Below are 24,994 nucleotides of genomic sequence, written 5' to 3' on the forward strand. Positions count from 1 at the left end.
AGCGAAGCGTAACCCGCCATGCCAACGCAACAGACGCGGTGGGTTACGCCTTCGGCTAACCCACCCTACGGGTTCACAGTCAACCGCCGCGCCTGAGATCGGCCGCTGGCACCGAGGGAGCAAGAGATGGCCTACAAGAATTTCAAGTTCGAAGTCGACGCCGACGGCATTGCGCTGGTCACCTGGGACATCCCTGATCGTTCGATGAACGTGTTCGACGATCTCTCGACCCAGGAGATCGGCGAGATCATCAAGCAGACGACGAGCGACGCTGCGATCAAGGGCGTCGTGATCACCTCGGCCAAGGAGGCGTTCTGCGCCGGCGCCGACCTCTCGATGCTCGAGGGCATGAACCGCAGCTATGCCGAGCTCCTGAAGGAGAAGGGCGAGGAAGCCGCGAACCAGATGCTGTTCGAGCGGAGCCGCCAGATGTCGCAGGCGTTCCGCGCGATCGAGACCTCGGGCAAGCCGTGGGTCGCCGCGATCAACGGCCTTGCGCTCGGCGGCGGCTTCGAGATCACGCTGGCCTGTCACTACCGCGTCGCAGCCGATAATCCGAAGGCCCGGCTCGGCCTGCCGGAAATCAAGGTCGGCCTGTTCCCCGGCGCCGGCGGCACCCAGCGCGTGCCGCGTCTGGTGCAGCCGCAGGATGCGATGACGCTGCTGCTCAAGGGCGAGGCGGTCAAGGTCGATCGGGCCAAGGCGCTCAATCTGATTCACGCCGTCGTGCCGGCGACCGACCTGATCAAGGCCGCCAAGGACTGGATCAAGAGCGGTGGCAAGGCGGTCGCGCCGTGGGACGAGAAGGGCTTCAAGCTGCCCGGCGGTCTGGTGTTCTCCAAGGCCGGCATGCAGATGTTCCCGGCCGGCAACGCGATCTATCGCCGCGAGACCTACGACAATTATCCGGCCGCGCGCGCCATCATGAGCTGCGTCTATGAAGGCCTGCAGCTGCCGATCGACGCCGCGCTGCGCGTCGAGTCGCGCTACTTCACCCAGGTGCTGCGCTCGAAGGAGGCGGCGGCGATGATCCGCTCGCTGTTCCTGTCGATGCAGGAATTGAACAAGGGCGCGCGCCGCCCAGCCAATGTGCCGCCGACCAAGGTGAAGAAGCTCGCCGTGATCGGCGCCGGCTTCATGGGCGCCAGCGTCGGCTATGTCTCGGCGCAGGCCGGCATCGACGTCGTGCTTGTCGATCGCGACCAGGACAGCGCCGACAAGGGCAAGGGCCACGCCAAGACCGTGGTCGACGGGCAGATTGCCAAGGGGCGGATGAAGCAGGAGGCCGGCGACGCCATCCTGGCGCGCATCTCGGCAACATCTGATTACAACGCGGTCTCGGACTGCGACCTGGTCATCGAGGCCGTGTTCGAGGACCGCAAGGTCAAGGCCGATACCTATGCCAAGGCGCAGCCGCTGCTGAAGTCGGACGCGATCTTCGCTTCCAACACCTCGACCCTGCCGATCAATTCGCTGGCCGAGGAGTTCAAGGACCAGGGCAAGTTCATCGGCATCCACTTCTTCTCGCCGGTCGAGAAGATGATGCTGGTCGAGATCATCCTGGGTAAGAACACCGGCGACGTCGCGCTGGCGACCGCGCTCGACTACGTGCGTGCGATCGGCAAGACGCCGATTGTTGTGAACGATTCCCGCGGCTTCTTCGCCAACCGCTGCGTGATGCGCTACATCTCCGAAGGCAACGAGATGCTGCTCGAAGGCGTGCCGCCGGCGATGATCGAGAACACCGCCAAGATGGCCGGCATGCCGGTCGGGCCGCTGTCGCTGCAGGACGAGGTCGCGCTCGATCTCGGGCTGAAGATCACCAAGGCGACCGAGGCCGATCTCGGCCCCAACGCGATCGACCAGGCGCAGAAGAAGCTGATGGTCGAGATGGTCGAGAAGCAGGGCCGCTTCGGCCGCAAGAACGGCAAAGGCTTCTACGACTATCCCGAGAAGGGCAAGGGCCAGAAGAGCCTGTGGCCGGGGCTCGCCAGCCTGCAGCCGAAGCAGCTCGATCCCGATACCCTCAGCGTCGAGGAATTGAAGCAGCGCTTCCTGGTGGTGCAGGCGGTGGAAGCCGCGCGCACCGTCGAGGATCACGTCATCACCGACGTGCGCGAGGCCGATGTCGGCTCGATCCTTGGCTTCGGCTTCGCGCCGTTCACCGGTGGTGCGCTGTCCTATATCGACTTCATGGGCACCAAGAACTTCGTCGCGCTCTGCCACGCCTTCGAGAAGAAGTACGGCTCGCGCTTCACGCCGCCGAAACTGCTCGAGGAGATGGCGGCCAAGGGCGAAACCTTCTACGGCCGTTTCCCGCCGAAGAAGCAGGCGGCGTAAACCTTCGTCGCGTTCCAAATCGCTACAGGATCAGGCCGGGTCATCGATCCGACTTGATCCTGTTGCGTGACGGTCACGCCGGTCAAACTCCCGCCACGCCTGCTCCGCACTGCCACCACGCTGCTGGCATCACTCTTGCTGGGCGATCGCATGTCGATCGCCGGGTTGATCGAAGACGATCACCGAGGACGATCGCCAAAGGCGATCGTCGGGACGACGATCGGCATCAAGGGTGGGCGTGCCATGAGTTCTACGTTCAAGGAAGGTGCCGCCGAGACCGCGGATAGACACGCGTTGCTGCCGCGACCGCGCCGGATTTCCCTTCGCCTGCGTGGCAAAGGCCCGCTGTGGACCGGCCTGGTGCTACTTTTTCTGGCGGCGGATCTGATGCTCGCGGTGGCCGCCTGGCACGCCGTCGATTTCTTCCACAACTGAGCCGTCAGCCTCCGCCGACAGCAAGGCGCCGACGAGATAGGCGAGTTGGCTGAACGCGAGGCAGGCGACGACGATTGGAGCGCCGGTGGCAAATGCAAAGCCGTCGGATTGGAGCACGATCGCCGTGAACACCGCGATCAGCGGTGACACCAGCATCAATGTCCAAACCCGAAAGTACAAACTGGTTGCCAGCCCAACGAGGGTGCTGATCAATAAAAGCGTAGAGGCGATCGTCACATTTTCAGACCGGTTGGAGCGGAGGGCGCGCCGGGGGTCATAGTGGGTCAGTTGAATGGCTCGAACAAGGACAGCAACGCCCTCAGCCGGAAATACAACGACTTAGTCTTAACCGGTAAAATGCGGATTAAATTTGACTCGTTCCAGCCCGTTTCGAAGGTTTGCACCGCTCATTTTTCCCCGAAAGCGCGGTGCACGCGCCCGGCAGCAGATGCGTAGTTGCCAGCTTTCCAGTTCCGGCGGTGGAACCGCAATGCGAACAAGGAAATAGGTCGAGGCCGTCTTGTCGCGCGACGCTCTGGTCGGGCACGAAAGGGCCGGATCGTGATCCGGCCCTTTCACGTCTGATGAAACTGGCTTGAGAGCTCAGGCTGCCTTGAGCAGGCCTTCCTTCTTCAGCGCTTCCTGCACCTTCGGGCGCGCCGCGACGCGGGCCTTGTAGGCCGTCACATTGGGTAGGCCGGAGAAGTCGAAGCCGAGCCGGTCGTTCGCCCACATCATCATCGTGAAGAGGTAGCCGTCGGCGACCGTGAACTGGTTGCCCATCAGGTATTCGCGTCCGGCGAGCTGGCTCTCGACATATTTGAACTTGCCCATGGCGCGGTCCTTGAAGAAGGCCTTGGCGTCGTCGGCGAGCGCCGGCGCGAACATCGGGCCGAGATTCTTGTGCAGCTCGGTCGTGATGTAGTTCAGCCATTCGAGCAGCTTGTAGCGCTCGTTGGAGTCGCGGGCGGGCGCCAGCTTCCGGTCGGCGACCCTGTCGGCGATCATCTGGATGATGATCGGCCCCTCGGTGACCATCTCGCCGGTCTCCAGCGCCAGCGCGGGCACCTGGCCCTTGGGGTTCACCTGCAGGAAATCGTCGCCGTTTTCGAGCTTTTTGGCGCGCAGATCGACTTTGATCAGGTCGTAGGGCAGGCCGGCCTCGAGCAGGGCGATGTGGGGGGAGAGGGAGCAGGCGCCGGGGGAGTAGTAAAGCTTCATGGGGGTATTCCTTCCCTTGTTCTTGGCGTCCGGAGAGGGATTGCCTACATGCACCTGCATGAAATAGTCAAGATTGATGCAGATGCATTCAGTGCGGTAGACTGGGTTCCGGGACCTTATGAGCTAGACCATGAAACGCAAGCTATCGAGCGAGGCGACCTCCGCCTGGATCCGCCTGATGCGAGTGCCGAGTCGGGTGCTGGACTGCGTCGAGCAGGATCTGAAGAAGGCCGGCTTTCCGCCGCTCGCCTGGTATGACGCCTTGCTCGAGCTGTCCCGCGCGCCGTCCGGCGAGCTGCGTCCGGTCGAGCTTGAGCGGCAGATGCTGATTCCGCAATATTCGACGTCGCGGCTGATCGACAAGCTGGTCGACGAGGGGCTTGCGGCGCGGCGCGAATGCAAGATCGACAAGCGCGGCCAGTTCGTCGAGATCACCGAGGCTGGACGCGAGCTGCAGAAGAAGATGTGGAGCGCCTATTCGGCCGCGATCGACAAGCATGTCGGCTCGAAATTATCCGATGCCGATGCGGCCCGGCTATGCGGTCTGCTCGACCGGCTCGGCTGCTTCTGCGGCGACGCCAATGAGACCAAGAACGATAGCAAGGCTGTGCCTGCCCGAGACGGCGCGCCTGCCCGATGATAGTCCTGATCCCATCATCCGCAGCCGTTGTGGCTCGCGGATGTCCCTGCCACCGCGCGCGTTCGATCGAAGCGCCCTTGAGTTGGATTTCGTATGGCGCGTGACCAGATCGACATGACGCCGCTGCAGTCGCGCGACGAACTCGTGGCGTGGCTTGAAGCCGGCGTGAAACCCGAATCCGAATTCCGGATCGGCACCGAGCATGAGAAGACCCCGTTCACGCTCGAGGGCCACCAGCCCGTGCCCTATGAAGGCGCCAAGGGCATCGGCGCGCTGCTCGAGGGCATGAAGCTCCTGCTCGGCTGGGAGCCGATCATGGAGCGCGGCAACATCATCGGGCTCTATGACGTCACCGGCGGCGGTGCGATTTCGCTCGAGCCGGGCGGCCAGTTCGAATTGTCGGGCGCGCCGGTCGAGACCGTGCATCAGACGCAGTCGGAGCTGATGGCGCATCTGGCGCAGGTGCGGGAGATCGCGACCCCGCTCGGCATCGGCTTCCTCGGTCTCGGCATGACGCCGTCCTGGTCGCGGGCGCAGATCCCCGTGATGCCGAAGGGGCGCTACAAGATCATGAGAAACTACATGCCGAAGGTCGGCAAATACGGCCTCGACATGATGTTCCGGACCTGCACGGTTCAGACCAATCTCGACTTCTCCTCCGAAGCCGACATGGTGAAGAAGCTGCGCGTGTCGCTGGCGCTGCAGCCGATCGCGACCGCGCTGTTCGCCAACTCGCCCTTCACCGAGGGCAAGCCCAACGGCTTCTTGTCGTTCCGTTCCGAGATCTGGCGCGACACCGACAATGCGCGCAGTGGCATGGTGCCGTTCGCATTCGAGGACGGCATGGGCTTCGAGCGCTATGTCGATTACGCGCTCGACGTTCCCATGTATTTCGTCAAGCGCGACGAGGAATATATCGACGTCGCCGGCTCTTCGTTCCGGGATTTCTTCGCCGGCAAGAATGCCGCCTTCCCCGGCGAGCGTCCGACCTTGTCGGACTGGGCCAATCACCTCTCGACGATCTTCCCCGAGGTGCGGCTGAAGCGTTATCTCGAAATGCGCGGCGCCGACGGCGTGCCGTGGGGCCGGCTGCCGGCGCTGCCGGCGTTCTGGGTCGGACTGCTCTACGACAATGACAGCCTCGATGCAGCCTGGGACATCGTCCGGCACTGGACCACGCCGGAGCGCCAGGCGCTGCGCGATGACGTGCCGCGTTTCGGCTTCAAGTCGCGGATCAAGGACCGCTATCTGTTCGAGATCGCCAAGGAGTGCCTGATCCTGTCGCATGCCGGATTGCGGCGGCGCGGCCGGATCGATCATCTCGGGCGCGACGAAAGCCGCTTCCTCGAACCGCTCGAGCGCATCATCGAGACCGGCCGCTCGCCGGCGGAGGAGATGCTGGAGAAGTTCAACGGTCCCTGGAAGGGCTCGGTGGAGCCGGCCTATCAGGAATACGCCTTCTAGAGCGGGATGGGGTTAGGTTGAATCGATTTGGGATTCCCAAATCGGTGTGTTTCTGATTCACCATGCTGACTGGGTTGGAGGCCAGCATGGATGGGCAAGCCTTATTCTCTGGATCTTCGCAAGCGAGTCGTGTCGGCGATCGAGGGCGGGATGTCTCGCAATCAGGCGGCCAAGCAGTTTGGGGTCGCGATCAGCACCGCAATCGGTTGGATGCAGCGGGTCGAGGAGACCGGCAGCGTTGAGCCTGGCCAGATGGGCGGTCATAAGCCGAGGGCGGTTTCGGGAGACCACGCGGCTTGGCTGTCGCAGCGGATCAAGGACGGCGATTTCACTATACGGGGGCTCGTTGCCGAGCTTGCTGGACGCGGCCTGAAGGTCGACTATCACTCGGTGTGGGACTTCGTGCACGCCGAGAAGCTAAGCTTCAAAAAAAAGCGTGGCGGCTGGCGAACGGGATCGACCCGCGGTCGCGCGGCGGCGAGCCCAGTGGACAAAATATCAAGGGCGCGTCGAAGCTGAGCGGCTCGTCTTCATCGACGAGACATGGACCAGAACCGATATGGCGCCTTTGCGTGGATGGGCACCGCGCGGGCACAGACTTCCTGCCACGGTTCCCCACGGTCGCTGGAAGACCATGACCTTCCTGGCGGCCTTGCGCCATGACCGGATCGATGCGCCATGGTTCATCGAGGGGCCGATCGATGGCGTGAGCTTTCGCACCTATGTCGAGAAGGTTCTTCTGCCTGTCCTTCGACCCGGCGATATCGTCGTCTTGGATAACCTCGGTAGCCACAGGAGCAAAGCAGTTCGCCAACTCATCCGTTCGGTCGGCGCCAAACTCTTCTTCCTGCCCAAATACTCGCCCGACCTGAACCCGATCGAACAGGTCTTTGCCAAGCTCAAGCATCTGCTCCGCAAAGCTGCCGCGCGAACCGTCGACGCGGTCTGCGCCGCAATCGGCCACGCACTCGACGCCTTCACCCCCGAGGAATGCGCCAATTACCTGAAAAATTCAGGCTATCGAACTTAATGCCATCACGCTTTAATCCCTGGCTAACCCCAATCCGGGCTCGAAACGCGCGCGGACGGCGGTGGTGTCGCACCCGCCGTTCATCAGCCGTACAGGTTCATGGCGTTCAAATGACGGCCCGCAGGATGCGCGGGGCCGCGCGAATTTGAAAGCAATCTCATGGGGATAGGCCGCCTCTTTAGGGCGTGTGTGGTGATGTTCGCGGTCTTTATGGCCGCTTTCGTCGCGCGCCCGGCATGGGCGCAGACCAATTTCGACCGTCCCGGCGGCGACTATCTGAACGCGCCCGTGACGTCGGGCGATCCCGCCGATTGCGCGCTCACCTGCGAGCGCGACCGGCGCTGCCGCGCCTGGAGCTTCAGCTATCCGAGCGACGTCAACAACGGCGCGGTGTGCTGGCTGAAGAATAGCGTGCCGCCGCGGGTGCAGGACGTCTGCTGCGTGTCCGGAGTGCGCGGCGCGGGCGTGGTCGAGCCGCGCAACGGCGCCGTCGAAACCTCGATCGACCGCCTCGGCGGCGACTACAAGAATTTTGAATTGAAGAGCAGCGACGGCGACGAGGCCTGCCAGGCCGCCTGTACCGCCGACAACAAGTGCCGCGCGTGGACCTACGCCCGGCCCGGCTATGCCGGCCGCGACGCGCATTGCTTCCTGAAAAAAGAGATCAAGCCGCCGCGCCGGAAGGCGGGCTTCACCTCGGGCGTGGTGCGGTGACGCCCCGTTGTCTCTGCACGTCGTCCCGGCCTTGAGCCGGGACCCATAACCAAAAATGCCGGTGTTTCGCGACGCTGGGGCCTCGATCCCGCCTGCAATTTCCTGCGGTGGTTATGGGTCCCTGCTTTCGCAGGGACGACAGGCTAACCCTGAGCCGCCGGCACGGTGATCTCCGGCCACCGTGCCTTCCACCGCGTAGCGGTGAGGAATTCATCCCGGGTCATGCTTCCATGTCTCTCCCCGTCATTGCGAGGAGCCAACGGGTCGCGCGAACGCGCGCCCGATGACAGGCTCCGCGACGAAGCAATCCATCGGTCCGTTATGCTGTGACATGGATTGCTTCGCTGCGCTCGCAATGACGGATGAGCGTTATGCCACCGTCGCATCGTAATCCCTGACCGCCTGCTTCGACGCCAGCGTCCGCCAGTGCCGGCGCAGCAGCGGTTCGACGGTTGAGCGCCTGGCCTTCGACAGGCGGATCAGCACCATCGGGTAGTCGCGGTAATGGTCGGTGAAATAGAACACTTTGGGCTGGCTTTCGACCAGCATGTCGCGTTCATCGGGCGGTACGCCCGGCATCACCAGGCTGTCGCCGTCTTCCTTCAGCCGCACCAGCATCTTCTTGCGCACCTTCAGCGCCGGCGTGCCGTAGGAAGAGCCGTCCTCGACCTCCGGCCACGCCAGTGCGATGTGCCTGATGTCGTCGAAGGTCACGGCTCCGCTCTCTCCCAAGGAAGGTTCTTTATCCCTGACGTCATGCCCGGGCTTGTCCCGGGCATCCACGTCGTTGGAAACCAGAAGGCAGGAAAGTCGTGGATGGCCGGGACGTAGGCGAGCGGAAGCGACGCCGTCCTTCGGACGGCTGTGCCCGGCCATGACGAAAGAGCGAGCGGCGCTTCACTGCACCGAGGTGAAGAAGCGCGCGAGGCGGAAGCCGGACAGCCAGGTCCAGACCGGCTGGCTGCGGATGCCCATGTCCCAGGAGCCGACCACGGCGTCGGCGCGGCCGATCAGATTGTCGATCGGCAACAGGCCAACGCCGCCGTCGCGCACCGGCACGCGGCTGTCGGCGGAATTGTCCCTGTTGTCGCCGAGCACGAACAGATTGCCCGGTGGCACCGTCACTTCGGCCGTGTTGTCGAGCCGGCCATTGTCGCGGATCTTGAAGATCGCGTGGCTGACGCCGTTCGGCAGGGTCTCGATATAACGGTAGGCGTCCTCGCCGCCGCCGCGATCGTCTTCGGCAAAGCCGGTGCCGTCGGGCTTCAGCGCCGCTGGATGATCGTTGATGAAGAGCTGACCCTGCCGCATCTGGATGCGGTCGCCGGGCAGCCCGACCACGCGCTTGACCCAGGCCTGCGAGCGGTCGCCCGGCCAGCGGAACACGACGACGTCGCCGCGCTTCGGCGTCTCGCCGAACACCCGGCCGGTTTCCGGCAGCGTGATCTGGATCGGCAGCGACGCCGCGCCGTAGCCGTAGGGAAATTTCGAGGCGACCAGCGCGTCGCCGATCAAGAGCGTCGGCTCCATCGAGCCCGACGGCACATAAAACGGCTCGGCGATCGCGCCCTTGGCGAGGAACACGACGGCCACGATCGCGGCCAGTTGGACGGCCTGCCCGCGCCAACTGGTCGGCTTGGCCGTCACGACTTCGTTTCCGCTGCTCACTAGCCCGTTCCTCCGACCGTAATCCGTTCCATCCGCAGCGTCGGCTGACCGACGCCGACCGGCACGCCCTGGCCGTTCTTGCCGCAGGTGCCGATTCCCGTATCCAGCGCAAGATCGTTGCCGATCATGGTGATCCTGTGGAGATCGGTCGGTCCATTGCCGATCAGCATGGCGCCCTTCAGCGGCGCGCCGAGCTTGCCGTTCTCGATCTTGTAGGCCTCGGTGCACTGGAACACGTATTTGCCCGAGGTGATGTCAACCTGGCCGCCGCCGAAATTGGCGGCATACATGCCGTTCTTCACCGAGGCCAGGATCTCGGCCGGATCGCGGTCGCCCGACAGCATGTAGGTGTTGGTCATGCGCGGCATCGGCACATGGGCATAGCTCTGCCGCCGTCCGTTGCCGGTCGGCTTCATGCCCATCAGCCGGGCGTTCTGGCGGTCCTGCATGTAGCCGACCAGAATGCCGTCCTCGATCAGCACGGTGCGGTTGGTCGGCGTGCCCTCGTCGTCGATTGAGAGCGAGCCGCGGCGTGACGCCATGGTGCCGTCGTCGACCACGGTGACGCCCTTGGCCGCGACCTGCTTGCCCATCAGGCCCGCAAAGGCCGAGGTCTGCTTGCGGTTGAAATCGCCCTCGAGGCCATGGCCGACGGCTTCATGCAGCATCACGCCGGGCCAGCCGGCGCCGAGCACCACGTCCATCTCGCCGGCGGGCGCCGGCACCGATTCGAGATTGACCAGCGCCTCGCGCAGCGCGCCGTCGGCGGCGTCGCGCCAGGCCTTGGTCTCGATGAAGCGGGCATAGCCTTCGCGGCCGCCATAGCCCTTGCTGCCGCTCTCCTGCCGGTCGCCCTGGCCGGCGACCACGGAAATGTTGACGCGCACCAGCGGGCGGATGTCGCGATAGCTCTCGCCATCGGGACGCAGGATTTCGACCACCTGCCAGGTCGCAGTCAGGCTGGCCGAGACCTGCCGCACCCGCGGGTCCTTGTCGCGGACGTAGGCGTCGATCTCGCCGAGCAGTTTCACCTTGGCCTCGAAGGCCGGCCCGTCCAGCGGGTTGTCGTCGCCATAAAGCTTGATGTTGGTGTGGGCCGGCGCCGCGGCGAAGTTGCCGGCATAGCCGCCGCGCACCGCCGCCACCGCATCCGCCGCGCGGATCAGGGCCGGGATCGAGACGTCGGAGGAATGCGCATAGCCGACCGCATCGTCCTTGACGGCGCGCAGGCCAAAGCCCTGCGAGGTGTCGTAGGTCGCCTGCTTCAGCCGGCCGTTGTCGAACACCAGCGCTTCGGTCTGCCCGTACTCCAGGAACAACTCGCCGTCGTCGGCGCCTTCAAGCCCGCGCGCCACCTCGCGGCGAACGGCATCGCGGTCCAGATTGGCGCGGTCGAGCAGGGAGGTGGTAGCAGGATTGGTCATGGTCACTCCGACGCAATGCGATTCCTTGGCGATTCCTCGTCATCCTTGCCTGAAGCGCGGCTGATTGCCAGTGCGGAACCTGCAGCAGGGATTTCGGGCAAATGAAGCAGAAACGAGCGCAAAACTCATCTCACAACCCGGAAACCTGTGCCGGTCCCGGTTCAGGCCCGGATGGCGACCGTCAAACATAGGGTTTGGGGTGGCAAATCGCGAGAGCTGAGGCCATGCGATCGATCACGGCAGTCTCCCGCGATCCTCACCTTGTCGTCATCAGGAGCATGATCCGGAAAAGTGCGAAGCGGTTTTCCGAAAAGATCATGCTTAAACAAAGAGCTAAAGCACGATGACGGTTCAACCTGAACTCATCGCGCTTGAGAGCGCCGATCCGCCTTGCGCGGCTGGTCTTCCGGCCCGCCATCGCTGGATTGCGGCTTCGGCTGCCCGCCTTTGCCGGCCGCGCCCTGCGCCGAGGTCGGAAAACCATGCTCCTGGGCCCAGCGGTACAGTTCGTCGAAAACCGGTTTAAGCGCCCTGGCGGACGGCGTCATCTCGTACTCAACCCGCGGCGGCACCTCGGGATAGACCGTGCGCTTGACGAGGCCATTGGCCTCGAGATCGCGGAGCTGGGTGGTCAGCATGTGCTGGGTCACGCCGGGGATCGACTGCCGCAATTCGCCGAACCGCCGCTTGCGGTCGACCAATTGCCAGAGGATGTCGCCCTTCCATTTCCCGGCCAGCACCGAAAGCGCCCGATGAAATTGCGCCGACAGGTCGCCGTTGCACGGTTCGGATGCCGCCGGAGGCGAGGCGGGCTCAATAGTCAGTTTTTTCATACTACCTCACAAAAAGCATCCTACTTGTTCTTTTCATCTTACTCCCGAATTTAGTGCACCGAAAGCCACGGGCCTGCCGCCGAACGGTCAGATGGCCGCGCGGTGGGGTCGATTTGAACATCTCGGGAGCGATCAATGTCAGTTGCTGTTGCCTCGGCGCCGTCGCGCTGGAAATCCGTCACGCTGTGGGTGGTCCGGGGATTGCTCGCCTTGGCCTTTGCCGCGGCGGGTGGTGCCAAGCTCTATGGCGTCCCGATGCTGGTCGAGGAATTCCAGCATATCGGGCTCGGCCAGTGGTTCCGCTATCTCACGGGATCGCTGGAGCTGTTCGGCGCCCTCTTGATCCTGGTGCCGTCGCTCGCAGCCTTCGGCGGCCTGCTGCTCGCCTGCATCATGGTCGGCGCGACCATCACCCATCTGTTCGTGATCGGCGGCTCGCCGGTGCCTGCGCTGGTGCTGCTGACGTTGAGCGCGATCGTCGCCTACACCAAGCGCAGCCAGTTCGCTTTGTTCGCGATCGCGCCGTGAGGGGGACGCGATGCGCGTCTCTCGCAGCACACTGACGGTCGCGGCCGGGCTGGTGCTGGCACTCGTGGTGCCGTTCGCCGCGACATTGCTGCTCACCGGATCGGTCGCGGCGGTCTCGAAGCCCGAGCCCACAAGGCAGGCCGTGCAGCCGCGCATGCATCGGCTGGTGCTGCCGATCAATTCCGACGATCCGACCACGATGCGGGCGCTGATCTCGACCGCGCTCAACCTCCCGAAATATTATCAGGAGCGCAACGAGCCGTTCGAGATCGAAATCGTCGCCTACAATGCCGGCGTCCACATGCTGCGTGTCGACACCTCGCCGGTGAAGGATCTGCTGCGGGTGGTGCGGGGGCTCACGCCCGGCATCCGCTTCGTGGTCTGCGAAGCCACCAAGCTCGGCATGGAGCGCGCCGAGGGCCATCCGGTCATCCTGCTCGATAATGTCGATCTGGTGCCGAACGGCCCCGGGCGCATCATCGAATTGCAGGAAGCCGGCTGGTCCTACATCCGGTCGTGAGCGATGCGGCAATCAAGCCAGGCGGAGAACCCATCATGACATCAGTTCGCGCGCCAACCCGCCGCGCCATCGTCGCCGGCATGATTGGCGCCGGCGCCTCGCTTGCGATGCCGGCAGCACCGGTGCGCGCGGCGTCGGGACCGCCGCCATTCGGCACCATCCGGCATCAGTTCACGCAGGTTCAAGGCGCCCGCCCGGTGCCGCCGGTCGCGATTCCCGCGCTCGCCGGCGGCGCGCTCGATCTCACCTCGTTCAAAGGCAAGCTGGTGCTGGTGAACTTCTGGGCCACATGGTGCGCGGCGTGCCGGACCGAGTTGCCGATGCTGGACCGGCTCGCCGCCAGCGGCCGCAATGATCTTGCAGTCGTCGCGATCAGCACCGATCGCAACCGCGCGCTGGTGCCGCCCTACGTCAAGCAGTTCAAGCTGCGCCGCCTCGCGATCGGCTTCGATCCCGGCGGCCTCGTCTCGCGCGTCGATGCCGCCGAACTCGACACGCCATTCGCGCTCTACGGCATGCCGATCTCTTTCCTGATCGGCGTCAGCGGACAGGTCGAGGGTTATATGACGGGAGAGGCGGACTGGCTGTCCGCGGAGGCGGGGCAGTTGTTTGATTATTATGCGGGCGGTGCCCGGTAAGCTCGGCTACGGCAGCTTGTCATATCCTTCCGACAACCCGTTCAGGCTGAGCGGAAAGCCGATACCTTCCTCGGGCGTCTCGAAGATGATGAACGTCGCGGTCTTCGCGTTCTTCAACTGCCCGAGCAGTTTGTCGTCCATCACGACCTCAGCGACGCAGCCGTTAGGCAGGCAGCGGACAAATCCGGCGCGGCCGACGTCCTGGTTGTCGAGCTTGAGGCCGAGGCCGGACGGCAGTAGCACGCCGAGCGGGGCGACCACGCGCATCAGGCGGCTCTTCTGGTCGGCGGTCTTGAGCACGATCACGGTCAGGCCGGCGTTGGAGCGGTCTTCCGCTACCACGCTCTGGATCAGCGCGCATTGCTCGGCCTGGGCGCCGGGCGGGGTGTCGCAGCGGATCTGCCAGTCGCCATGGACCGAGCGCACCGCGCCTTGCGCGTTCGCGGCCTGGGTCAGGCCGAGACTGAGGGCTAGAAACAGCAGTCCGCCAAGCCAGCCGGCCTTTCGTCCTGCCTGAATGTTCGAAGCGCCCATCCGGGTCGATCCTTTGATTGTTCGGTCGGTCCAGCCGTCGAGGCCGCCGGTAGCACGCATCAGTCGACTGATACCGCAATAGGGCGCCTTGAAGGCGATGTTGAAGCCATTCCCGCGCCGGATTGGGGCGGCCCGCAGCGAATCAGGTTCCTGTGGGCTGCCCTGCCTGTGCGTACATCCGGTAATCCCCCTGTCAACTGCGTGCCGCCATGTTTCGGCGACTTTTGCTTGATTCTGCGGGAAAAATCGCAAGCGGCAGGTTCATCGCAGGCGCATGGCTTTCGGCCCTACTACTGCATTGCGAGCGCCTGCGAATTATGGTTTGAGAGGCTGGATTTCGACGCGTTCTAGCGATCTGGCTCCCGTACCCACCTTGACTCAGAGACGGGTATGTCCGGAAGGCCATTAGTCAGGGCGGATCGTGCTGCATTTCCGGTCACGTGCCGGAGGTGTTTTGGGGAATTATCAAGGGAGCGCGAACGGCATGAAGATGTCGATTGGCCGGTTGGGCAGGCAGTTGCTGGGTTTGGCGGTGGCGGGGTTGGCGTCAGTCGCCGCGGGATCGGCCTCCGCCGAGATGGGACAGCCGGCGCCGTGGGAGCACACGCTGCAGGAAGCCGCGACCCCGGTGATGGAGAACATCATCTGGTTCCACAATTTCCTTCTGGTGCTGATCACCGTGATCACGCTGTTCGTGCTGGCGCTGCTGATCATCGTGGTGGTCAAGTTCAACGCCAAGGCCAACCCGGTCCCCTCCCGGACCACGCACAACACCCTGATCGAAGTGGCCTGGACGCTGATCCCGGTCCTGATCCTGGTCGGCATCGCGGTGCCGTCGTTCCGCCTGCTGTTCCTGGAGCTCGACGTGCCGAAGCCGGACCTCACCGTGAAGGTCACCGGCAAGCAGTGGTACTGGTCGTACGCCTACCCGGATAACGGCAAGTTCGAATTCGACTCGCTGCTCGACAAGGACAAGCAGCCCCGTCTGCTCGGCGTCGACAACGAGATGGTGGTCCCGGTCAACAAGGTGGTGCGGATCCAGACCACCGGCGCCGACGTGATCCACTCCTTCGCGGTGCCGGCCTTCGGCGTCAAGATCGACTCGGTCCCCGGCCGCCTCAACGAGAGCTGGTTCAAGGCGACCAAGACCGGTGTGTTCTATGGCCAGTGCTCGGAACTCTGCGGCAAGGACCATGCCTTCATGCCGATCGCGGTGCGGGTCGTCAGCGACCAGGAATTCGCGACCTGGGTTGAGGGGGCGAAGAAGAAGTTTGCGACCAACCCGGCGAATTCCTACGCCTCGGCTGGTCAGGCGGCGCAGTAAGCCTCAAGGCTTACGGCGCTGGTGGAATAAGGGCGACGGGACCGCAAGGTCCGAGAGGGACTGCAAGGCAGGATTTTGAACATGGCGACAGGCGCAGCGACACACGACGATCACGCCCATGATGATCACGCCCACCATCCGACCGGATGGCGGCGCTATCTCTACTCCACGAACCACAAGGATATCGGTACGATGTACCTTATCTTTGCGGTGATCGCGGGCATCATCGGCGCCGCGATGTCGATCGCGATCCGTGCCGAGTTGATGTATCCGGGCATCCAGATATTCCACGAGACGCACACCTATAACGTGTTCGTGACCTCGCACGGCCTGATCATGATCTTCTTCATGGTCATGCCGGCGATGATCGGCGGGTTCGGCAACTGGATGGTGCCGCTGATGATCGGCGCGCCGGACATGGCGTTCCCGCGCATGAACAACATCTCGTTCTGGCTGCTGCCGGCCTCGTTCGCGCTGCTGCTGATGTCGACCTTCGTCGAGGGTGAGCCGGGTGCCAACGGCGTCGGCGCGGGCTGGACCATCTACGCGCCGCTGTCGACCTCGGGCCATCCGGGCCCGGCGGTCGATTTCGCGATCCTGTCGCTGCATCTCGCCGGTGCGTCGTCGATCCTCGGCGCCATCAACTTCATCACCACGATCTTCAACATGCGCGCGCCGGGAATGACCCTGCACAAGATGCCGCTGTTCGTGTGGTCGATCCTGGTGACGGTGTTCCTGCTGCTGCTGTCGCTGCCGGTGCTCGCCGGCGCGATTACCATGCTGCTGACCGACCGCAATTTCGGAACCGCCTTCTTTGCCGCCGACGGCGGCGGCGACCCGGTGCTGTTCCAGCATCTGTTCTGGTTCTTCGGCCACCCCGAAGTGTACATCCTGATCCTGCCCGCCTTCGGCATGGTCAGCCAGATCGTCTCCACCTTCTCGCGCAAGCCGGTGTTCGGCTATCTCGGCATGGCCTACGCCATGGTCGCGATCGGCGGCATCGGCTTCGTGGTGTGGGCGCACCACATGTACACCGTCGGCATGTCGTCGGCGACGCAGGCCTATTTCGTCGCCGCCACGATGGTGATCGCGGTGCCGACCGGCGTGAAGATCTTCTCCTGGATCGCCACGATGTGGGGCGGCTCGATCGAGTTCAAGGCGCCGATGATCTGGGCGATCGGCTTCATCTTCCTGTTCACGGTCGGCGGCGTCACCGGCGTGGTGCTGGCCAATGCCGGCGTCGACCGTGTGCTGCAGGACACCTACTACGTGGTGGCGCACTTCCACTACGTGCTGTCGCTCGGTGCCGTGTTCGGCATCTTCGCCGGCTGGTACTACTGGTTCCCGAAGATGTTCGGCTACATGTACTCGGAGACCATCGCCAAGGCGCACTTCTGGTTCACCTTCATCGGCGTCAACCTGGTGTTCTTCCCGCAGCACTTCCTCGGCCTGTCGGGCATGCCGCGCCGCTATGTCGACTATCCGGATGCGTTCGCCGGCTGGAACCTGATCTCCTCCTGGGGCTCCTACATCTCCGGCATCGGCGTGCTGATCTTCATCTACGGCGTGATCGATGCCTTCGTCCGCAAGGAGCAGGCCGCGAACAATCCGTGGGGGGCGGGTGCGACCACGCTGGAGTGGACGCTGACCTCGCCGCCGCCGTTCCACCAGTTCGAAGTGCTGCCGCGCGTGCAGTAAATCCAAAGACGGTGCGGCGCACTCAAGAGTGCGCCGTGCTCTTTATAGAAGCGGGACCTGATCTTGTCGGTTGTCGATCACAATGCCATCGAGTTGCCCCGGATCTCCGAGGCCGAAGTGGGCGATTACATCGCGCTGTTGAAGCCGCGCGTGATGTCGCTGGTGATCTTCACCGCGCTGGTCGGGCTGATGATCGCGCCTGTGCATGTGCATCCGGTGCTGGCCTTCACCTCGATCCTGTGCATCGCGGTCGGCGCCGGCGCCTCCGGCGCGCTCAACATGGCCTATGAGAACGACGTCGACGCGTTGATGACGCGCACCGCCAACCGGCCGATCCCGCGCGGCCGCATCACCCCGACCGAGGCGGCCGCATTCGGCATCACGCTCGCCTTCTTCTCGGTGATGACGCTCGGCATCCTGGTCAACTGGGTGGCGGGCGCGCTGCTCGCCTTCACCATCTTCTTCTATGCCGTGGTCTACACGATGTGGCTGAAGCGCTGGACCGCGCAGAACATCGTGATCGGCGGCGCCGCCGGCGCGCTGCCGCCGGTGGTGGCCTGGGCGGCCGCGACCGGCACGCTCTCGGTCGAGCCGATCCTGCTGTTCCTGATCATCTTCTTCTGGACCCCGCCGCATTTCTGGGCGCTGGCGCTGTTCCGCAGCGACGACTATGCGCGCGCCGGCATTCCGATGCTGCCGGTCGTCGCCGGTCCCGACGCGACCCGCCTGCAGATCCTGCTCTACACCATCGTGCTGGTCGCGGTGGCGCTGGCGCCGTGGCCGCTCGGCTATTTCGACGCGATCTACGGCGTCACCTCGCTGGTCTTGGGCGCCGGCATGCTGTGGCTCGCCATCGAGGTCTATCGCCGCCGCGAGGGCGTTGCGGCCAACCGCGCCACCCGCCGGCTGTTCGCGTTCTCGATCCTTTATCTGTTCGCGCTGTTTGCCGTCCTCCTCGCCGAGGTCGTGGTCCGCGCGATTGCGCCTGTCTTGATCGGATAGGGAACGCCGGGGGGCGAGATGGGGGCGCATGGGACATCAATGGACGAGAAACGCGAACCAGACGGAATCGTCCTCACCGAGGCGCAGCTCAGGAGCCGGCGCCAGCGCTCGATCGCCATTGCGCTCGCGCTCGGCGTCATGGTCCTGCTGTTCTTCGCGGTCACCATCGTCAAGGGGCCAGGCGTGCTGGTGCGGCCGCTGTGAGTGAGATGGCAAACCAGCCGACACCGGATGGCCCGCAGGGCGAGCGCGCCAAGGTCACGCGCCGCACGCTGTCGCGCGATGCAATGGTGGCGTCGATCTGCGGCTTCGTCGTGGTGCTGATGTTAGGGGCGTCCTACGCGGCGGTGCCGTTCTACAACTGGTTCTGCCGCACCACCGGCTTCAACGGCACCACCCAGGTCGCGACCTCGGCGCCTTCGGATGCGCCGCTCGAGCGCACCATCACCGTCAGTTTCGATTCCAACGTCGCACCGGGCCTGCCCTGGAAGTTCGAGCCGGAGCAGAACAATATCGACGTCAAGATCGGCCAGGTCGTCACTGTCTATTACACCGTGACCAACCAGTCGGCCCGCACCACCACGGCTCAGGCGTCCTACAACGTCGCGCCGCTGACGGTCGGCGCCTATTTCCAGAAGATCAACTGCTTCTGCTTCACGGAACAGACCTTGGCGCCCGGCGAAAAGCGCGAGATGGCCGTCGTATTCTATGTCGATCCGGCGCTGGCCAAGGACAGCGAGAACGACACGCTGAAGACGATCACTTTGTCCTACACCTTCTTCCCCGTGCGCGACGCCGCGCCGAAGCCCGTGGCGGCGGGCGAGGCGGAGCAGCGCAAGGGCGGCTAGTTCTGGAATTAAAGACTTAAGACGTGCCTCGCGGCACGCGAATGGAGAGACGGCAATGGCTGAGGCGCAAGTCAAGCATCACGACTATCATCTCGTCGACCCGAGCCCGTGGCCGGTGGTCGGCTCGATCTCGGCCTTCATCATGGCGGTGGGCGCGATCGGCTGGATGCACCACATGTATTCGGCCGCCCCGATCGTGTTCGGGGTCGGCACCATCGGCGTGCTCTACACCATGGCGAGCTGGTGGGGCGACGTGATCAAGGAAGCCCAGTACAAGGGCGACCACACCCGCGTGGTGCAGATCAGCCATCGCTACGGCATGATCCTGTTCATCGCCTCCGAGGTGATGTTCTTTGTCGCCTGGTTCTGGGCCTTCTTCAATTCGGCTCTGTTCCCGGCCGATGCGGTGCACGCCACCCGCGACGCGGTGTTCGGCTGCGGCGCCGGCACGGCGATGGGCGCTTGCTCCGTTCCCGGCACCTGGCCGCCGCACGGCATCGAGACCTTCGATCCCTGGCATCTGCCGCTGCTCAACACGCTGCTGCTGCTGACCTCCGGCACCACCGTCACCTGGGCGCACCATGCGCTGCTGGAGAACGACCGCCAGGGCCTCAAGCAGGGCCTGATCCTCACCGTGATCCTCGGCGCCCTTTTCACCTGCGTGCAGGCCTATGAATACGCCCACGCGACGTTCTCGTTCGGCGGCAACGTCTACGGCTCGACCTTCTTCATGGCGACCGGGTTCCACGGCTTCCACGTGCTGGTCGGCACCATCTTCCTGCTGGTCTGCCTGATCCGCGCCTATGCCGGTCACTTCACGCCGAAGCAGCACCTCGGCTTCGAGTTCGCCGCCTGGTACTGGCACTTCGTCGACGTGGTCTGGCTGTTCCTGTTCATCTGCATCTACGTCTGGGGCCGCGGCGCCGAGGCGATGGCCCACGGCGCGCACTAATCACAAGCCGACGTGCTAAGAGGGGGCGGCCGGATGGCCGCCCCCTTGCTTTTGAAGAGACCCGATGACCGATACCCCGCCCACTGTGACCGAGAGCGCGCTGCGCGGCATCGCCTGCCGCTGCCCGCGCTGCGGCAAGGGCAAGCTCTATTCCGGCTTCCTGACGCTGGCGCCGCGCTGCCAGGCCTGCGGCCTCGACTTCGCCTTCATCGATGCCGGCGACGGGCCGGCAATCTTCGTCATCATGCTGGCCGGCGCCATCGTGGTCGCCGCGGCGCTGATCGTCGAGGTGAAGTACCAGCCGCCGTTCTGGGTCCATGCCGCGCTGTGGCTGCCGCTGATCGTGGTGACCACGATCCTGCCGCTCCGTTCCATGAAGGCGCTGCTGATCGCGCTGCAATTCCACCACAAGGCCGCCGAAGGCCAGTTGATCGAGCGCGACCCGAAATGAATGATACCACCACGCGCCGGCCGAGCGCGGCCGGCTTCGGCATTTTCACGTTGATCCTGATCGCGGTGTGCATCGCGCTTGGTGTCTGGCAATTGCAGCGCAGGGTCGAGAAGCATACGCTGATCGCAGCGCTCGACACGCGGCTCGCCGCCCCGACCGCGGCGCTGCCGCCGCCGTCGGCATGGTCGACGCTGAGCTCAGCGAAAGACGAATTCCGCCGCGTCACCTTGACCGCGACCTACGCGGAACAGCCGGATGCGATGGTGTTCAGCTCCGGCTCCGCGGTGCGCGACGACATCAGCGGACCCGGCACCTGGGCGTTCCTGCCGACAAAACTCACCAGCGGCGAGACCGTCGTGGTCAACGCCGGCTTTGTCCAGAACACGATGCAGGACCGCGCCGTCGAGGATCGCGTCGCCGGCCGCCTGGTCACCGGCGCGCCGGTCGAACTCACCGGCTATATCCGCTTTCCGGAGCCGCCGGGCCGGCTGACGCCCAAGGAAGATCCGTCGAAGCGGCTATGGTTCGTGCGCGATCACCGCGCGATGGCGCAAGCGCTCGGCTGGGGTGAGGTCGCGCCGTTCTACATCGACCTTGAGACGCCGGTGCCGGAGAGCGGCACGCCGAAGCCCGGGCCGCTCAAGGTGCGGCTCAAGGACGACCACATGCAATACGCCATCACCTGGTTCTCGCTCGCTGCCGCGGTCACGATCGCCTTCGGCCTGTGGTGGCGCGGCCAGCGGCGCAGGGCGGGTTGAGGGAAGGCGCCAACTGAGAGCGCGCCGCCGGAAGGGCGACGCGCTTTCGAAAATTACCTTTCGCGGCGATCCTCAATGGCCGGCATGAACGGGGCCGCCGAGCTTGACCTTGCGCAAGGTCAGCGCCAGCGGGATGGCCGAGAGCGAGATCAGCATCAGCACCCAGAACGCATCCATGTAGGACAGGAACGATGCCTGGGTCTGCACCTGCTGCCCGATCCACTGGATCGCCTGTTGGTGCGCTTGTGCCAGCGAATTGCCTTGGGCGACGAAGAAGTCGGTGACCTGGTGCAGCGTGTCCTGGTATTGCGGGCTCGACGGCGTCACCTGCTCGACCAGTCGGCTCTGGTGGAATTGCTGGCGATGCGTCAGCACGTTGGACACGATCGAGACGCCGATCGAGCCGCCGGTGTTGCGCGCCGCGTTGATCAGCGCGGAGGCCTGGTCGGTCTTGTCGGGCGGGATGCCATCATAGGACGCCGCCATGATCGGCACGAAGATCAAGGGCAGGCCGACGCCGATCAGCATGCGCGAGCGCGCCATGAACCAGAAGCCGAGATCGCCATAGACGTTGGTCATGCTGTACATCGAGGCCGCGATCACCAGCGCGCCGAGCACGATCAGATATTTCGGCTGCACCTTGGCGGCGAGCCGGCCGACCACAAACATCATCGCCATGGTGACGAGGCCGCCGGGCGAGAGCACGAGGCCGGCCCAGGTCGCGGTGTAGCCGAAATCCTGCTGCACCAGCTGCGGCAAAAATTGCGTGGTCGCAAGCAGGATGGCGCCGGTCGCCAGCATCACCAGGAAGCAGGCGCCGAACTGCCGGGTCGCCACCATCCGCAGGTCGATCATCGGATTGCGCCGGGTCATCTCCCACGGGATCATCAGCACGAATGCCGCGGCGCAGATCGCCGCTGATGTGACGATGAAGAGCGAGCCGAACCAGTCGTCCTCGAGTCCGCGGTCGAGCATCACTTCGAGCGCGCCGAGGAAGGTCGCGACCAGCGCGAAGCCGATGATATCGAAGCCGGCCTCCTGCCGTTGCGGCTCGGCCTTCTTTGCAGGCTCCTGCAGCACCGCCGCGATCAGGGCGGTCGCAAACGCGCCGACCGGCGCGTTGATCAGGAAGCACCAGTGCCAGGACAGATTGTCGGACAGCCAGCCGCCGAGCGTCGGCCCGACCACCGGCGCCACCACCACGGCGATGCCGAACACCGCAAACGCTTGCCCGCGCTTGGCCGGCGGAAACGCATCCGCGAGGATCGACTGCGCCACCGGCACCATGCCGCCGCCGCCGAGGCCTTGCAGGATGCGGAACAGCAGCAGCGCGTTCAGACTCGAGGCGAAGCCGCACAGGATCGAAGACACCGTGAAGATGCCGAGGCAGATCAGGAAGAACCGCTTGCGCCCCAGCATCCTGGCGAGAAAGCTGGACGCGGTCAGGATGATGGCGTTGGAGACCAGATAGGAGGTGACCACCCAGGAGGCCTCGTCCTCGCTCACCCCCATGCCGCCGGCGATGTAGGGCAGCGCGACGTTGGCGATGGTGGTGTCGAGCACCTCCATGAAGCTCGCGAGCGCAACCACGATGGCGATCAGCCACGGATTGACGCTGACCGCCGGAACCGGAATGCCTTTGGCGTCGATCACTGCGGCACTCATCACAGCCTCCCGAGATTGAGCTTCTCAAGACGCTCGAGCAGCGACGGCGTCGCATCGATCCGCACCGTCGGCACCACCGACATGCCCGGGCCGAGCGCGACATCGGTCGGCGGATTGTCCATCACGATCTTCACCGGCACGCGCTGCACGATCTTGACGTAATTGCCGGTGGCGTTCTGCGCTGGCAGCAGCGAGAACGCGGTCCCGGAGCCGGGCTGCACGCTCTCGACATGGCCCTTGATCGTGCGTCCGGGATAGGCGTCGATCTTCAGCGTCACCTTCTCGCCAGGCCGCATCTTGTTGAGCTGGATCTCCTTGAAGTTCGCGGTGACCCAGGTCTGGTCGGGCACGAACATGGTCAGGTTGGTGCCTGCCTGCGCGAACTGGCCGACGGCAGCCGAGAGGTTGACGACGCGGCCCGGCTGCGCGGCGGTTACCGTCGTGTAGGATAGATTGAGCTGTGCCTGGTCGCGCTGCGCCTCGGCCTGGGCGAGATTGGCAACCGCGCTCTTGCGCTGCGCTTTCAGCGATTCGACCTGCCGCTGCGCGAGGTTGAGGGTCGCCTGCGCGCTCAGCAGCGCGGCCTGCTGCTGATGCAACTGCGAGGTGTACTGCTCGGAATTCTGCACCGTGCCGTAGCCGGTCTGCTCCAGATGCTGGAAGCGCGTCGCCTGCTGCTGGGCGAACACCAGCGCCGCCTGCGCCTGGTCCACTTGGGCCTGGTTGGCGGCGATCTGCGCCTGCTGCACATCGAGCTGTGCGTCGACATTCTCGATGCTGGCCCGCGCGGCCGCGACCTGCGCCTCGGCCTGCGCCAGCGCGACGCGATAGTCGCGGTCGTCGAGGCGGGCGATCACGTCGCCTGCTGTGACATGCTGGTTGTCGGTGACCGGAACGGCCGTGATGTAGCCGGAGACTTTTGGGGCGAGCGCGGATTGCCGTGCTGCGATGAAGGCGTCGTCGGTGGATTCGAAATGTCCGGCGTAATCCATGTAGAGGGTGCCGCCGCCGATCGCAGCAGCGAGCAGCACGGCGCCGATCGCGGAGACGACCGGACGGCGGCGCAGGAAACTGCGCCGCGGCGCCTTGCCGGTAACCTCCGGTGGGACTGTTTCCTGCGGCGCGGGCTGCTTGCCGGCCGGACCTTCCGGCGAGGGAGCCTTCGCGGTGATCTCCGGCCGGTCGGATTTGGCATCGGCTTCGTGCGGGGCCGGACCTGAGGGCGCGCCCTCGATGCCCGGATGCCCCTCCTGGTCGCGCTCCAAAACAGTGTCTTCGAACATGATGGCGGCTCCTGCTGTCCGGCGAGGTCCGTTCGGGCCTGCATAAAGGAACGAAACAGTTTCGTTTCTACGCGGCAAATAGTCCCGGGGCCGCGCAGCGTCAATAGAAACGGAACTGTACCGTTCTATTTACAACCAGATGTGATAGGGCTATATTGCGGGGCGTTGCCGGCGCGACCGGCCAATGGCACCCGGGTAGAGGCGATGACCACCAGTACCTTGAAGAAGCCGCGGGCTCCCAAGGCGAGGCCGGTCGAGGTGCGTGCCGGCCGGCCGCCGAAGGAGCTGGCCGGCGAGGTCGATGGGCGCATCCTGGATGCGGCGCGCGAGGTTTTTCTGCAGCGCGGGTTCGAGGGCGCGAGCATCGACGAGATCGCCGAGGCCGCGCGCTCCGGCAAGCGCACGATCTATGCGCGCTTCCGCGACAAACGGGCGCTGTTCACCGAGGTGGTGACGCGGGACATCCTGTCACGCATCGCCGAGTTCAAGGCGGATGCGCCGGTCGGCGCGACGGTCGAGGAGCGTCTCACCAGCGTCGCCTCGACCCTGCTGCATTGGGGCCTTGACGCCGACCGGATCGGACTGATGCGGCTCGCCATCGCGGAGGCGCATCGCTTTCCGGATCTTGCCGCCACCGTCAATCGCAGGGCGCGCGCGCTCGCCACCGAGCTCGGCGTTCACCTGCTGCGCGACCTGACGCAATCCGATGAACTCGGCAAGTTGCCCGCCTTCGCCCCGGAGCATCTGCCGACAACGGCGCGCCTGTTTCTCGACATCATCGCGGTGCCGATGCTGCTGCGGGCGCTGTTCGAGGTGGACCTGAAAGTGCTCGACCCCGAGATCGACGAGCACGTGGCGCGCGGTGTCGCGTTTTTCGTTGCCGCGTGCAGGAATGGTTTCTGACTCGAAACAGATTGATCTCTGGTTGATCTAGGAGTTGATCAAGAGATGATCCGAGAGAGGTCCGCTCACCAGGTTGTGAGCGCGGATCGTTGCAACTTCGTCACAGATCGCGGAAAAGAAT

27 protein-coding genes are annotated in these 24,994 nt (G+C 64.7%); 18 read left to right on the plus strand and 9 right to left on the minus strand.

Annotated elements, in window-relative coordinates; translation table 11 throughout:
• Nucleotides 1-126 precede the first annotated feature (126 nt).
• Complete coding sequence (locus HAP48_RS19475; RefSeq protein WP_166211201.1) at nucleotides 127-2,340, plus strand: FAD-dependent oxidoreductase; 2,214 nt, start codon at nucleotides 127-129, stop codon at nucleotides 2,338-2,340.
• 66 nt (nucleotides 2,341-2,406) lie between these two features.
• Nucleotides 2,407-2,775, plus strand: coding sequence for a hypothetical protein (locus tag HAP48_RS19480; RefSeq protein WP_166211198.1), 369 nt, complete (start codon nucleotides 2,407-2,409; stop codon nucleotides 2,773-2,775).
• Here HAP48_RS19480 and HAP48_RS19485 read toward each other — a convergent pair.
• Complete coding sequence (locus tag HAP48_RS19485; RefSeq protein WP_224496511.1) at nucleotides 2,704-3,012, minus strand: hypothetical protein; 309 nt, start codon at nucleotides 3,010-3,012, stop codon at nucleotides 2,704-2,706. The two genes, HAP48_RS19480 and HAP48_RS19485, sit on opposite strands and share 72 nt — an antisense overlap.
• A 366-nt stretch (nucleotides 3,013-3,378) precedes the next feature.
• The gene (gene gstA / locus HAP48_RS19490) at nucleotides 3,379-3,996 is read right to left on the minus strand and encodes a glutathione transferase GstA (protein WP_166211195.1); all 618 of its coding nucleotides are present in this window, start codon (nucleotides 3,994-3,996) and stop codon (nucleotides 3,379-3,381) included.
• 130 nt (nucleotides 3,997-4,126) lie between these two features.
• Here gstA and HAP48_RS19495 point away from each other — a divergent pair, with 130 nt between their 5' ends.
• From HAP48_RS19495 to HAP48_RS19510, 4 genes are all read left to right on the plus strand, one after another.
• A complete protein-coding gene (locus HAP48_RS19495; RefSeq protein ID WP_166211192.1) occupies nucleotides 4,127-4,636 on the plus strand; it encodes a MarR family winged helix-turn-helix transcriptional regulator in 510 nt (169 codons plus the stop codon).
• 93 nt (nucleotides 4,637-4,729) lie between these two features.
• A complete protein-coding gene (locus HAP48_RS19500; protein WP_166211189.1) occupies nucleotides 4,730-6,100 on the plus strand; it encodes a glutamate--cysteine ligase in 1,371 nt (456 codons plus the stop codon).
• Between the two features lie 90 nt (nucleotides 6,101-6,190).
• Nucleotides 6,191-7,130, plus strand: a protein-coding gene (locus HAP48_RS19505; protein WP_420869839.1) for an IS630 family transposase whose coding sequence is annotated in 2 segments (ribosomal slippage) — nucleotides 6,191-6,526 and nucleotides 6,528-7,130 — 939 coding nt in all. Because the reading frame shifts where the segments join, the coding sequence is not laid out codon by codon here.
• Nucleotides 7,131-7,289: 159 nt separating this feature from the next.
• Nucleotides 7,290-7,844: a PAN domain-containing protein gene (locus HAP48_RS19510; RefSeq protein WP_166211186.1), complete on the plus strand. Its 555-nt coding sequence runs from the start codon at nucleotides 7,290-7,292 to the stop codon at nucleotides 7,842-7,844.
• Between the two features lie 369 nt (nucleotides 7,845-8,213).
• Here HAP48_RS19510 and HAP48_RS19515 read toward each other — a convergent pair whose 3' ends face one another.
• From HAP48_RS19515 to HAP48_RS19530, 4 genes are all read right to left on the minus strand, one after another.
• Nucleotides 8,214-8,558, minus strand: coding sequence for an MmcQ/YjbR family DNA-binding protein (locus HAP48_RS19515; RefSeq protein ID WP_166211183.1), 345 nt, complete (start codon nucleotides 8,556-8,558; stop codon nucleotides 8,214-8,216).
• A gap of 183 nt (nucleotides 8,559-8,741) precedes the next feature.
• Nucleotides 8,742-9,512 (minus strand): signal peptidase I, encoded by a 771-nt coding sequence (gene lepB, locus HAP48_RS19520; RefSeq protein WP_166211180.1) that lies wholly within the window; start codon nucleotides 9,510-9,512, stop codon nucleotides 8,742-8,744.
• Nucleotides 9,512-10,936 carry a metalloprotease TldD gene (gene tldD, locus HAP48_RS19525; RefSeq protein ID WP_166211177.1) on the minus strand — a complete coding sequence of 475 codons (1,425 nt, stop codon included), beginning with the start codon at nucleotides 10,934-10,936 and terminating at the stop codon, nucleotides 9,512-9,514. The genes lepB and tldD overlap by 1 nt, the downstream gene beginning before the upstream one ends.
• A 362-nt stretch (nucleotides 10,937-11,298) precedes the next feature.
• Complete coding sequence (locus HAP48_RS19530) at nucleotides 11,299-11,769, minus strand: winged helix-turn-helix transcriptional regulator (protein WP_166211174.1); 471 nt, start codon at nucleotides 11,767-11,769, stop codon at nucleotides 11,299-11,301.
• 135 nt (nucleotides 11,770-11,904) lie between these two features.
• Between HAP48_RS19530 and HAP48_RS19535 the strand changes: the two genes are divergently transcribed.
• From HAP48_RS19535 to HAP48_RS19545, 3 genes are read left to right on the plus strand one after another with little or no spacing between them, the layout of a single operon-like run.
• On the plus strand, nucleotides 11,905-12,297 hold the full coding sequence (locus HAP48_RS19535) for a DoxX family protein (protein ID WP_166211171.1): 393 nt from the start codon (nucleotides 11,905-11,907) through the stop codon (nucleotides 12,295-12,297).
• A 10-nt stretch (nucleotides 12,298-12,307) separates the two neighbouring features.
• Nucleotides 12,308-12,817, plus strand: a complete 510-nt coding sequence (locus HAP48_RS19540) for a DsrE family protein (RefSeq protein ID WP_166211167.1) — start codon at nucleotides 12,308-12,310, stop codon at nucleotides 12,815-12,817.
• 35 nt (nucleotides 12,818-12,852) lie between these two features.
• On the plus strand, nucleotides 12,853-13,455 hold the full coding sequence (locus tag HAP48_RS19545; RefSeq protein WP_166211164.1) for a TlpA family protein disulfide reductase: 603 nt from the start codon (nucleotides 12,853-12,855) through the stop codon (nucleotides 13,453-13,455).
• 6 nt (nucleotides 13,456-13,461) lie between these two features.
• On the opposite strand, the gene HAP48_RS19550 is transcribed toward HAP48_RS19545, so the two are convergent.
• The gene (locus HAP48_RS19550; protein WP_166216228.1) at nucleotides 13,462-13,989 is read right to left on the minus strand and encodes an invasion associated locus B family protein; all 528 of its coding nucleotides are present in this window, start codon (nucleotides 13,987-13,989) and stop codon (nucleotides 13,462-13,464) included.
• Between the two features lie 484 nt (nucleotides 13,990-14,473).
• On the opposite strand from HAP48_RS19550, the gene coxB reads away from it, so the two are divergent.
• The 8 genes from coxB (at nucleotide 14,474) to HAP48_RS19590 (ending at nucleotide 21,022) form a co-directional block, all read left to right on the plus strand.
• A complete protein-coding gene (coxB, locus tag HAP48_RS19555; protein ID WP_166211161.1) occupies nucleotides 14,474-15,313 on the plus strand; it encodes a cytochrome c oxidase subunit II in 840 nt (279 codons plus the stop codon).
• An 81-nt stretch (nucleotides 15,314-15,394) separates the two neighbouring features.
• On the plus strand, nucleotides 15,395-17,011 hold the full coding sequence (gene ctaD, locus HAP48_RS19560; RefSeq protein WP_166211158.1) for a cytochrome c oxidase subunit I: 1,617 nt from the start codon (nucleotides 15,395-15,397) through the stop codon (nucleotides 17,009-17,011).
• Between the two features lie 63 nt (nucleotides 17,012-17,074).
• Nucleotides 17,075-18,013: a heme o synthase gene (locus HAP48_RS19565; RefSeq protein ID WP_166211156.1), complete on the plus strand. Its 939-nt coding sequence runs from the start codon at nucleotides 17,075-17,077 to the stop codon at nucleotides 18,011-18,013.
• A gap of 39 nt (nucleotides 18,014-18,052) precedes the next feature.
• Nucleotides 18,053-18,217, plus strand: coding sequence for a CoxF protein (locus HAP48_RS19570; protein ID WP_166211153.1), 165 nt, complete (start codon nucleotides 18,053-18,055; stop codon nucleotides 18,215-18,217).
• A 5-nt stretch (nucleotides 18,218-18,222) separates the two neighbouring features.
• Nucleotides 18,223-18,861 (plus strand): cytochrome c oxidase assembly protein, encoded by a 639-nt coding sequence (locus HAP48_RS19575; protein WP_166216225.1) that lies wholly within the window; start codon nucleotides 18,223-18,225, stop codon nucleotides 18,859-18,861.
• A 55-nt stretch (nucleotides 18,862-18,916) separates the two neighbouring features.
• Nucleotides 18,917-19,813 carry a cytochrome c oxidase subunit 3 gene (locus HAP48_RS19580; RefSeq protein ID WP_166211150.1) on the plus strand — a complete coding sequence of 299 codons (897 nt, stop codon included), beginning with the start codon at nucleotides 18,917-18,919 and terminating at the stop codon, nucleotides 19,811-19,813.
• Nucleotides 19,814-19,877: 64 nt separating this feature from the next.
• Nucleotides 19,878-20,264 (plus strand): DUF983 domain-containing protein, encoded by a 387-nt coding sequence (locus HAP48_RS19585; RefSeq protein WP_163159550.1) that lies wholly within the window; start codon nucleotides 19,878-19,880, stop codon nucleotides 20,262-20,264.
• Entirely contained in the window at nucleotides 20,261-21,022 is a 762-nt protein-coding gene (locus HAP48_RS19590) for an SURF1 family protein (protein ID WP_166211147.1), read from the plus strand. Before HAP48_RS19585 ends, HAP48_RS19590 begins: the two co-directional genes overlap by 4 nt.
• A gap of 72 nt (nucleotides 21,023-21,094) precedes the next feature.
• On the opposite strand, the gene HAP48_RS19595 is transcribed toward HAP48_RS19590, so the two are convergent.
• Complete coding sequence (locus tag HAP48_RS19595) at nucleotides 21,095-22,687, minus strand: DHA2 family efflux MFS transporter permease subunit (RefSeq protein WP_166211144.1); 1,593 nt, start codon at nucleotides 22,685-22,687, stop codon at nucleotides 21,095-21,097.
• Nucleotides 22,687-23,970 (minus strand): HlyD family secretion protein, encoded by a 1,284-nt coding sequence (locus HAP48_RS19600; protein WP_420869881.1) that lies wholly within the window; start codon nucleotides 23,968-23,970, stop codon nucleotides 22,687-22,689. The genes HAP48_RS19595 and HAP48_RS19600 overlap by 1 nt, the downstream gene beginning before the upstream one ends.
• Before the next feature lie 204 nt (nucleotides 23,971-24,174).
• Here HAP48_RS19600 and HAP48_RS19605 point away from each other — a divergent pair, with 204 nt between their 5' ends.
• Nucleotides 24,175-24,873 (plus strand): TetR/AcrR family transcriptional regulator, encoded by a 699-nt coding sequence (locus tag HAP48_RS19605; protein ID WP_166211141.1) that lies wholly within the window; start codon nucleotides 24,175-24,177, stop codon nucleotides 24,871-24,873.
• Nucleotides 24,874-24,994 lie beyond the last annotated feature (121 nt).

Origin of the sequence: Bradyrhizobium septentrionale (assembly GCF_011516645.4) — a bacterium.
GTDB classification, from domain to species: Bacteria; Pseudomonadota; Alphaproteobacteria; order Rhizobiales; family Xanthobacteraceae; genus Bradyrhizobium; species Bradyrhizobium septentrionale.

Bases quoted from the DNA above. Each gene is read 5' to 3' on its own strand.
- HAP48_RS19510 (WP_166211186.1), top strand. From the start codon at position 7,290: ATGGGGATAGGCCGCCTCTTTAGGGCGTGTGTGGTGATGTTCGCGGTC.
- HAP48_RS19590 (WP_166211147.1), top strand. From the start codon at position 20,261: ATGAATGATACCACCACGCGCCGGCCGAGCGCGGCCGGCTTCGGCATT.
- HAP48_RS19545 (WP_166211164.1), top strand. From the start codon at position 12,853: ATGACATCAGTTCGCGCGCCAACCCGCCGCGCCATCGTCGCCGGCATG.
- gstA (WP_166211195.1), bottom strand. From the start codon at position 3,996: ATGAAGCTTTACTACTCCCCCGGCGCCTGCTCCCTCTCCCCCCACATC.
- HAP48_RS19585 (WP_163159550.1), top strand. From the start codon at position 19,878: ATGACCGATACCCCGCCCACTGTGACCGAGAGCGCGCTGCGCGGCATC.
- HAP48_RS19580 (WP_166211150.1), top strand. From the start codon at position 18,917: ATGGCTGAGGCGCAAGTCAAGCATCACGACTATCATCTCGTCGACCCG.
- HAP48_RS19595 (WP_166211144.1), bottom strand. From the start codon at position 22,687: ATGAGTGCCGCAGTGATCGACGCCAAAGGCATTCCGGTTCCGGCGGTC.
- HAP48_RS19500 (WP_166211189.1), top strand. From the start codon at position 4,730: ATGGCGCGTGACCAGATCGACATGACGCCGCTGCAGTCGCGCGACGAA.
- tldD (WP_166211177.1), bottom strand. From the start codon at position 10,936: ATGACCAATCCTGCTACCACCTCCCTGCTCGACCGCGCCAATCTGGAC.
- HAP48_RS19570 (WP_166211153.1), top strand. From the start codon at position 18,053: ATGGACGAGAAACGCGAACCAGACGGAATCGTCCTCACCGAGGCGCAG.
- HAP48_RS19475 (WP_166211201.1), top strand. From the start codon at position 127: ATGGCCTACAAGAATTTCAAGTTCGAAGTCGACGCCGACGGCATTGCG.
- HAP48_RS19535 (WP_166211171.1), top strand. From the start codon at position 11,905: ATGTCAGTTGCTGTTGCCTCGGCGCCGTCGCGCTGGAAATCCGTCACG.
- HAP48_RS19495 (WP_166211192.1), top strand. From the start codon at position 4,127: ATGAAACGCAAGCTATCGAGCGAGGCGACCTCCGCCTGGATCCGCCTG.
- HAP48_RS19600 (WP_420869881.1), bottom strand. From the start codon at position 23,970: ATGTTCGAAGACACTGTTTTGGAGCGCGACCAGGAGGGGCATCCGGGC.
- HAP48_RS19575 (WP_166216225.1), top strand. From the start codon at position 18,223: ATGGCAAACCAGCCGACACCGGATGGCCCGCAGGGCGAGCGCGCCAAG.
- HAP48_RS19530 (WP_166211174.1), bottom strand. From the start codon at position 11,769: ATGAAAAAACTGACTATTGAGCCCGCCTCGCCTCCGGCGGCATCCGAA.
- HAP48_RS19550 (WP_166216228.1), bottom strand. From the start codon at position 13,989: ATGGGCGCTTCGAACATTCAGGCAGGACGAAAGGCCGGCTGGCTTGGC.
- HAP48_RS19605 (WP_166211141.1), top strand. From the start codon at position 24,175: ATGACCACCAGTACCTTGAAGAAGCCGCGGGCTCCCAAGGCGAGGCCG.
- ctaD (WP_166211158.1), top strand. From the start codon at position 15,395: ATGGCGACAGGCGCAGCGACACACGACGATCACGCCCATGATGATCAC.
- coxB (WP_166211161.1), top strand. From the start codon at position 14,474: ATGAAGATGTCGATTGGCCGGTTGGGCAGGCAGTTGCTGGGTTTGGCG.
- HAP48_RS19540 (WP_166211167.1), top strand. From the start codon at position 12,308: ATGCGCGTCTCTCGCAGCACACTGACGGTCGCGGCCGGGCTGGTGCTG.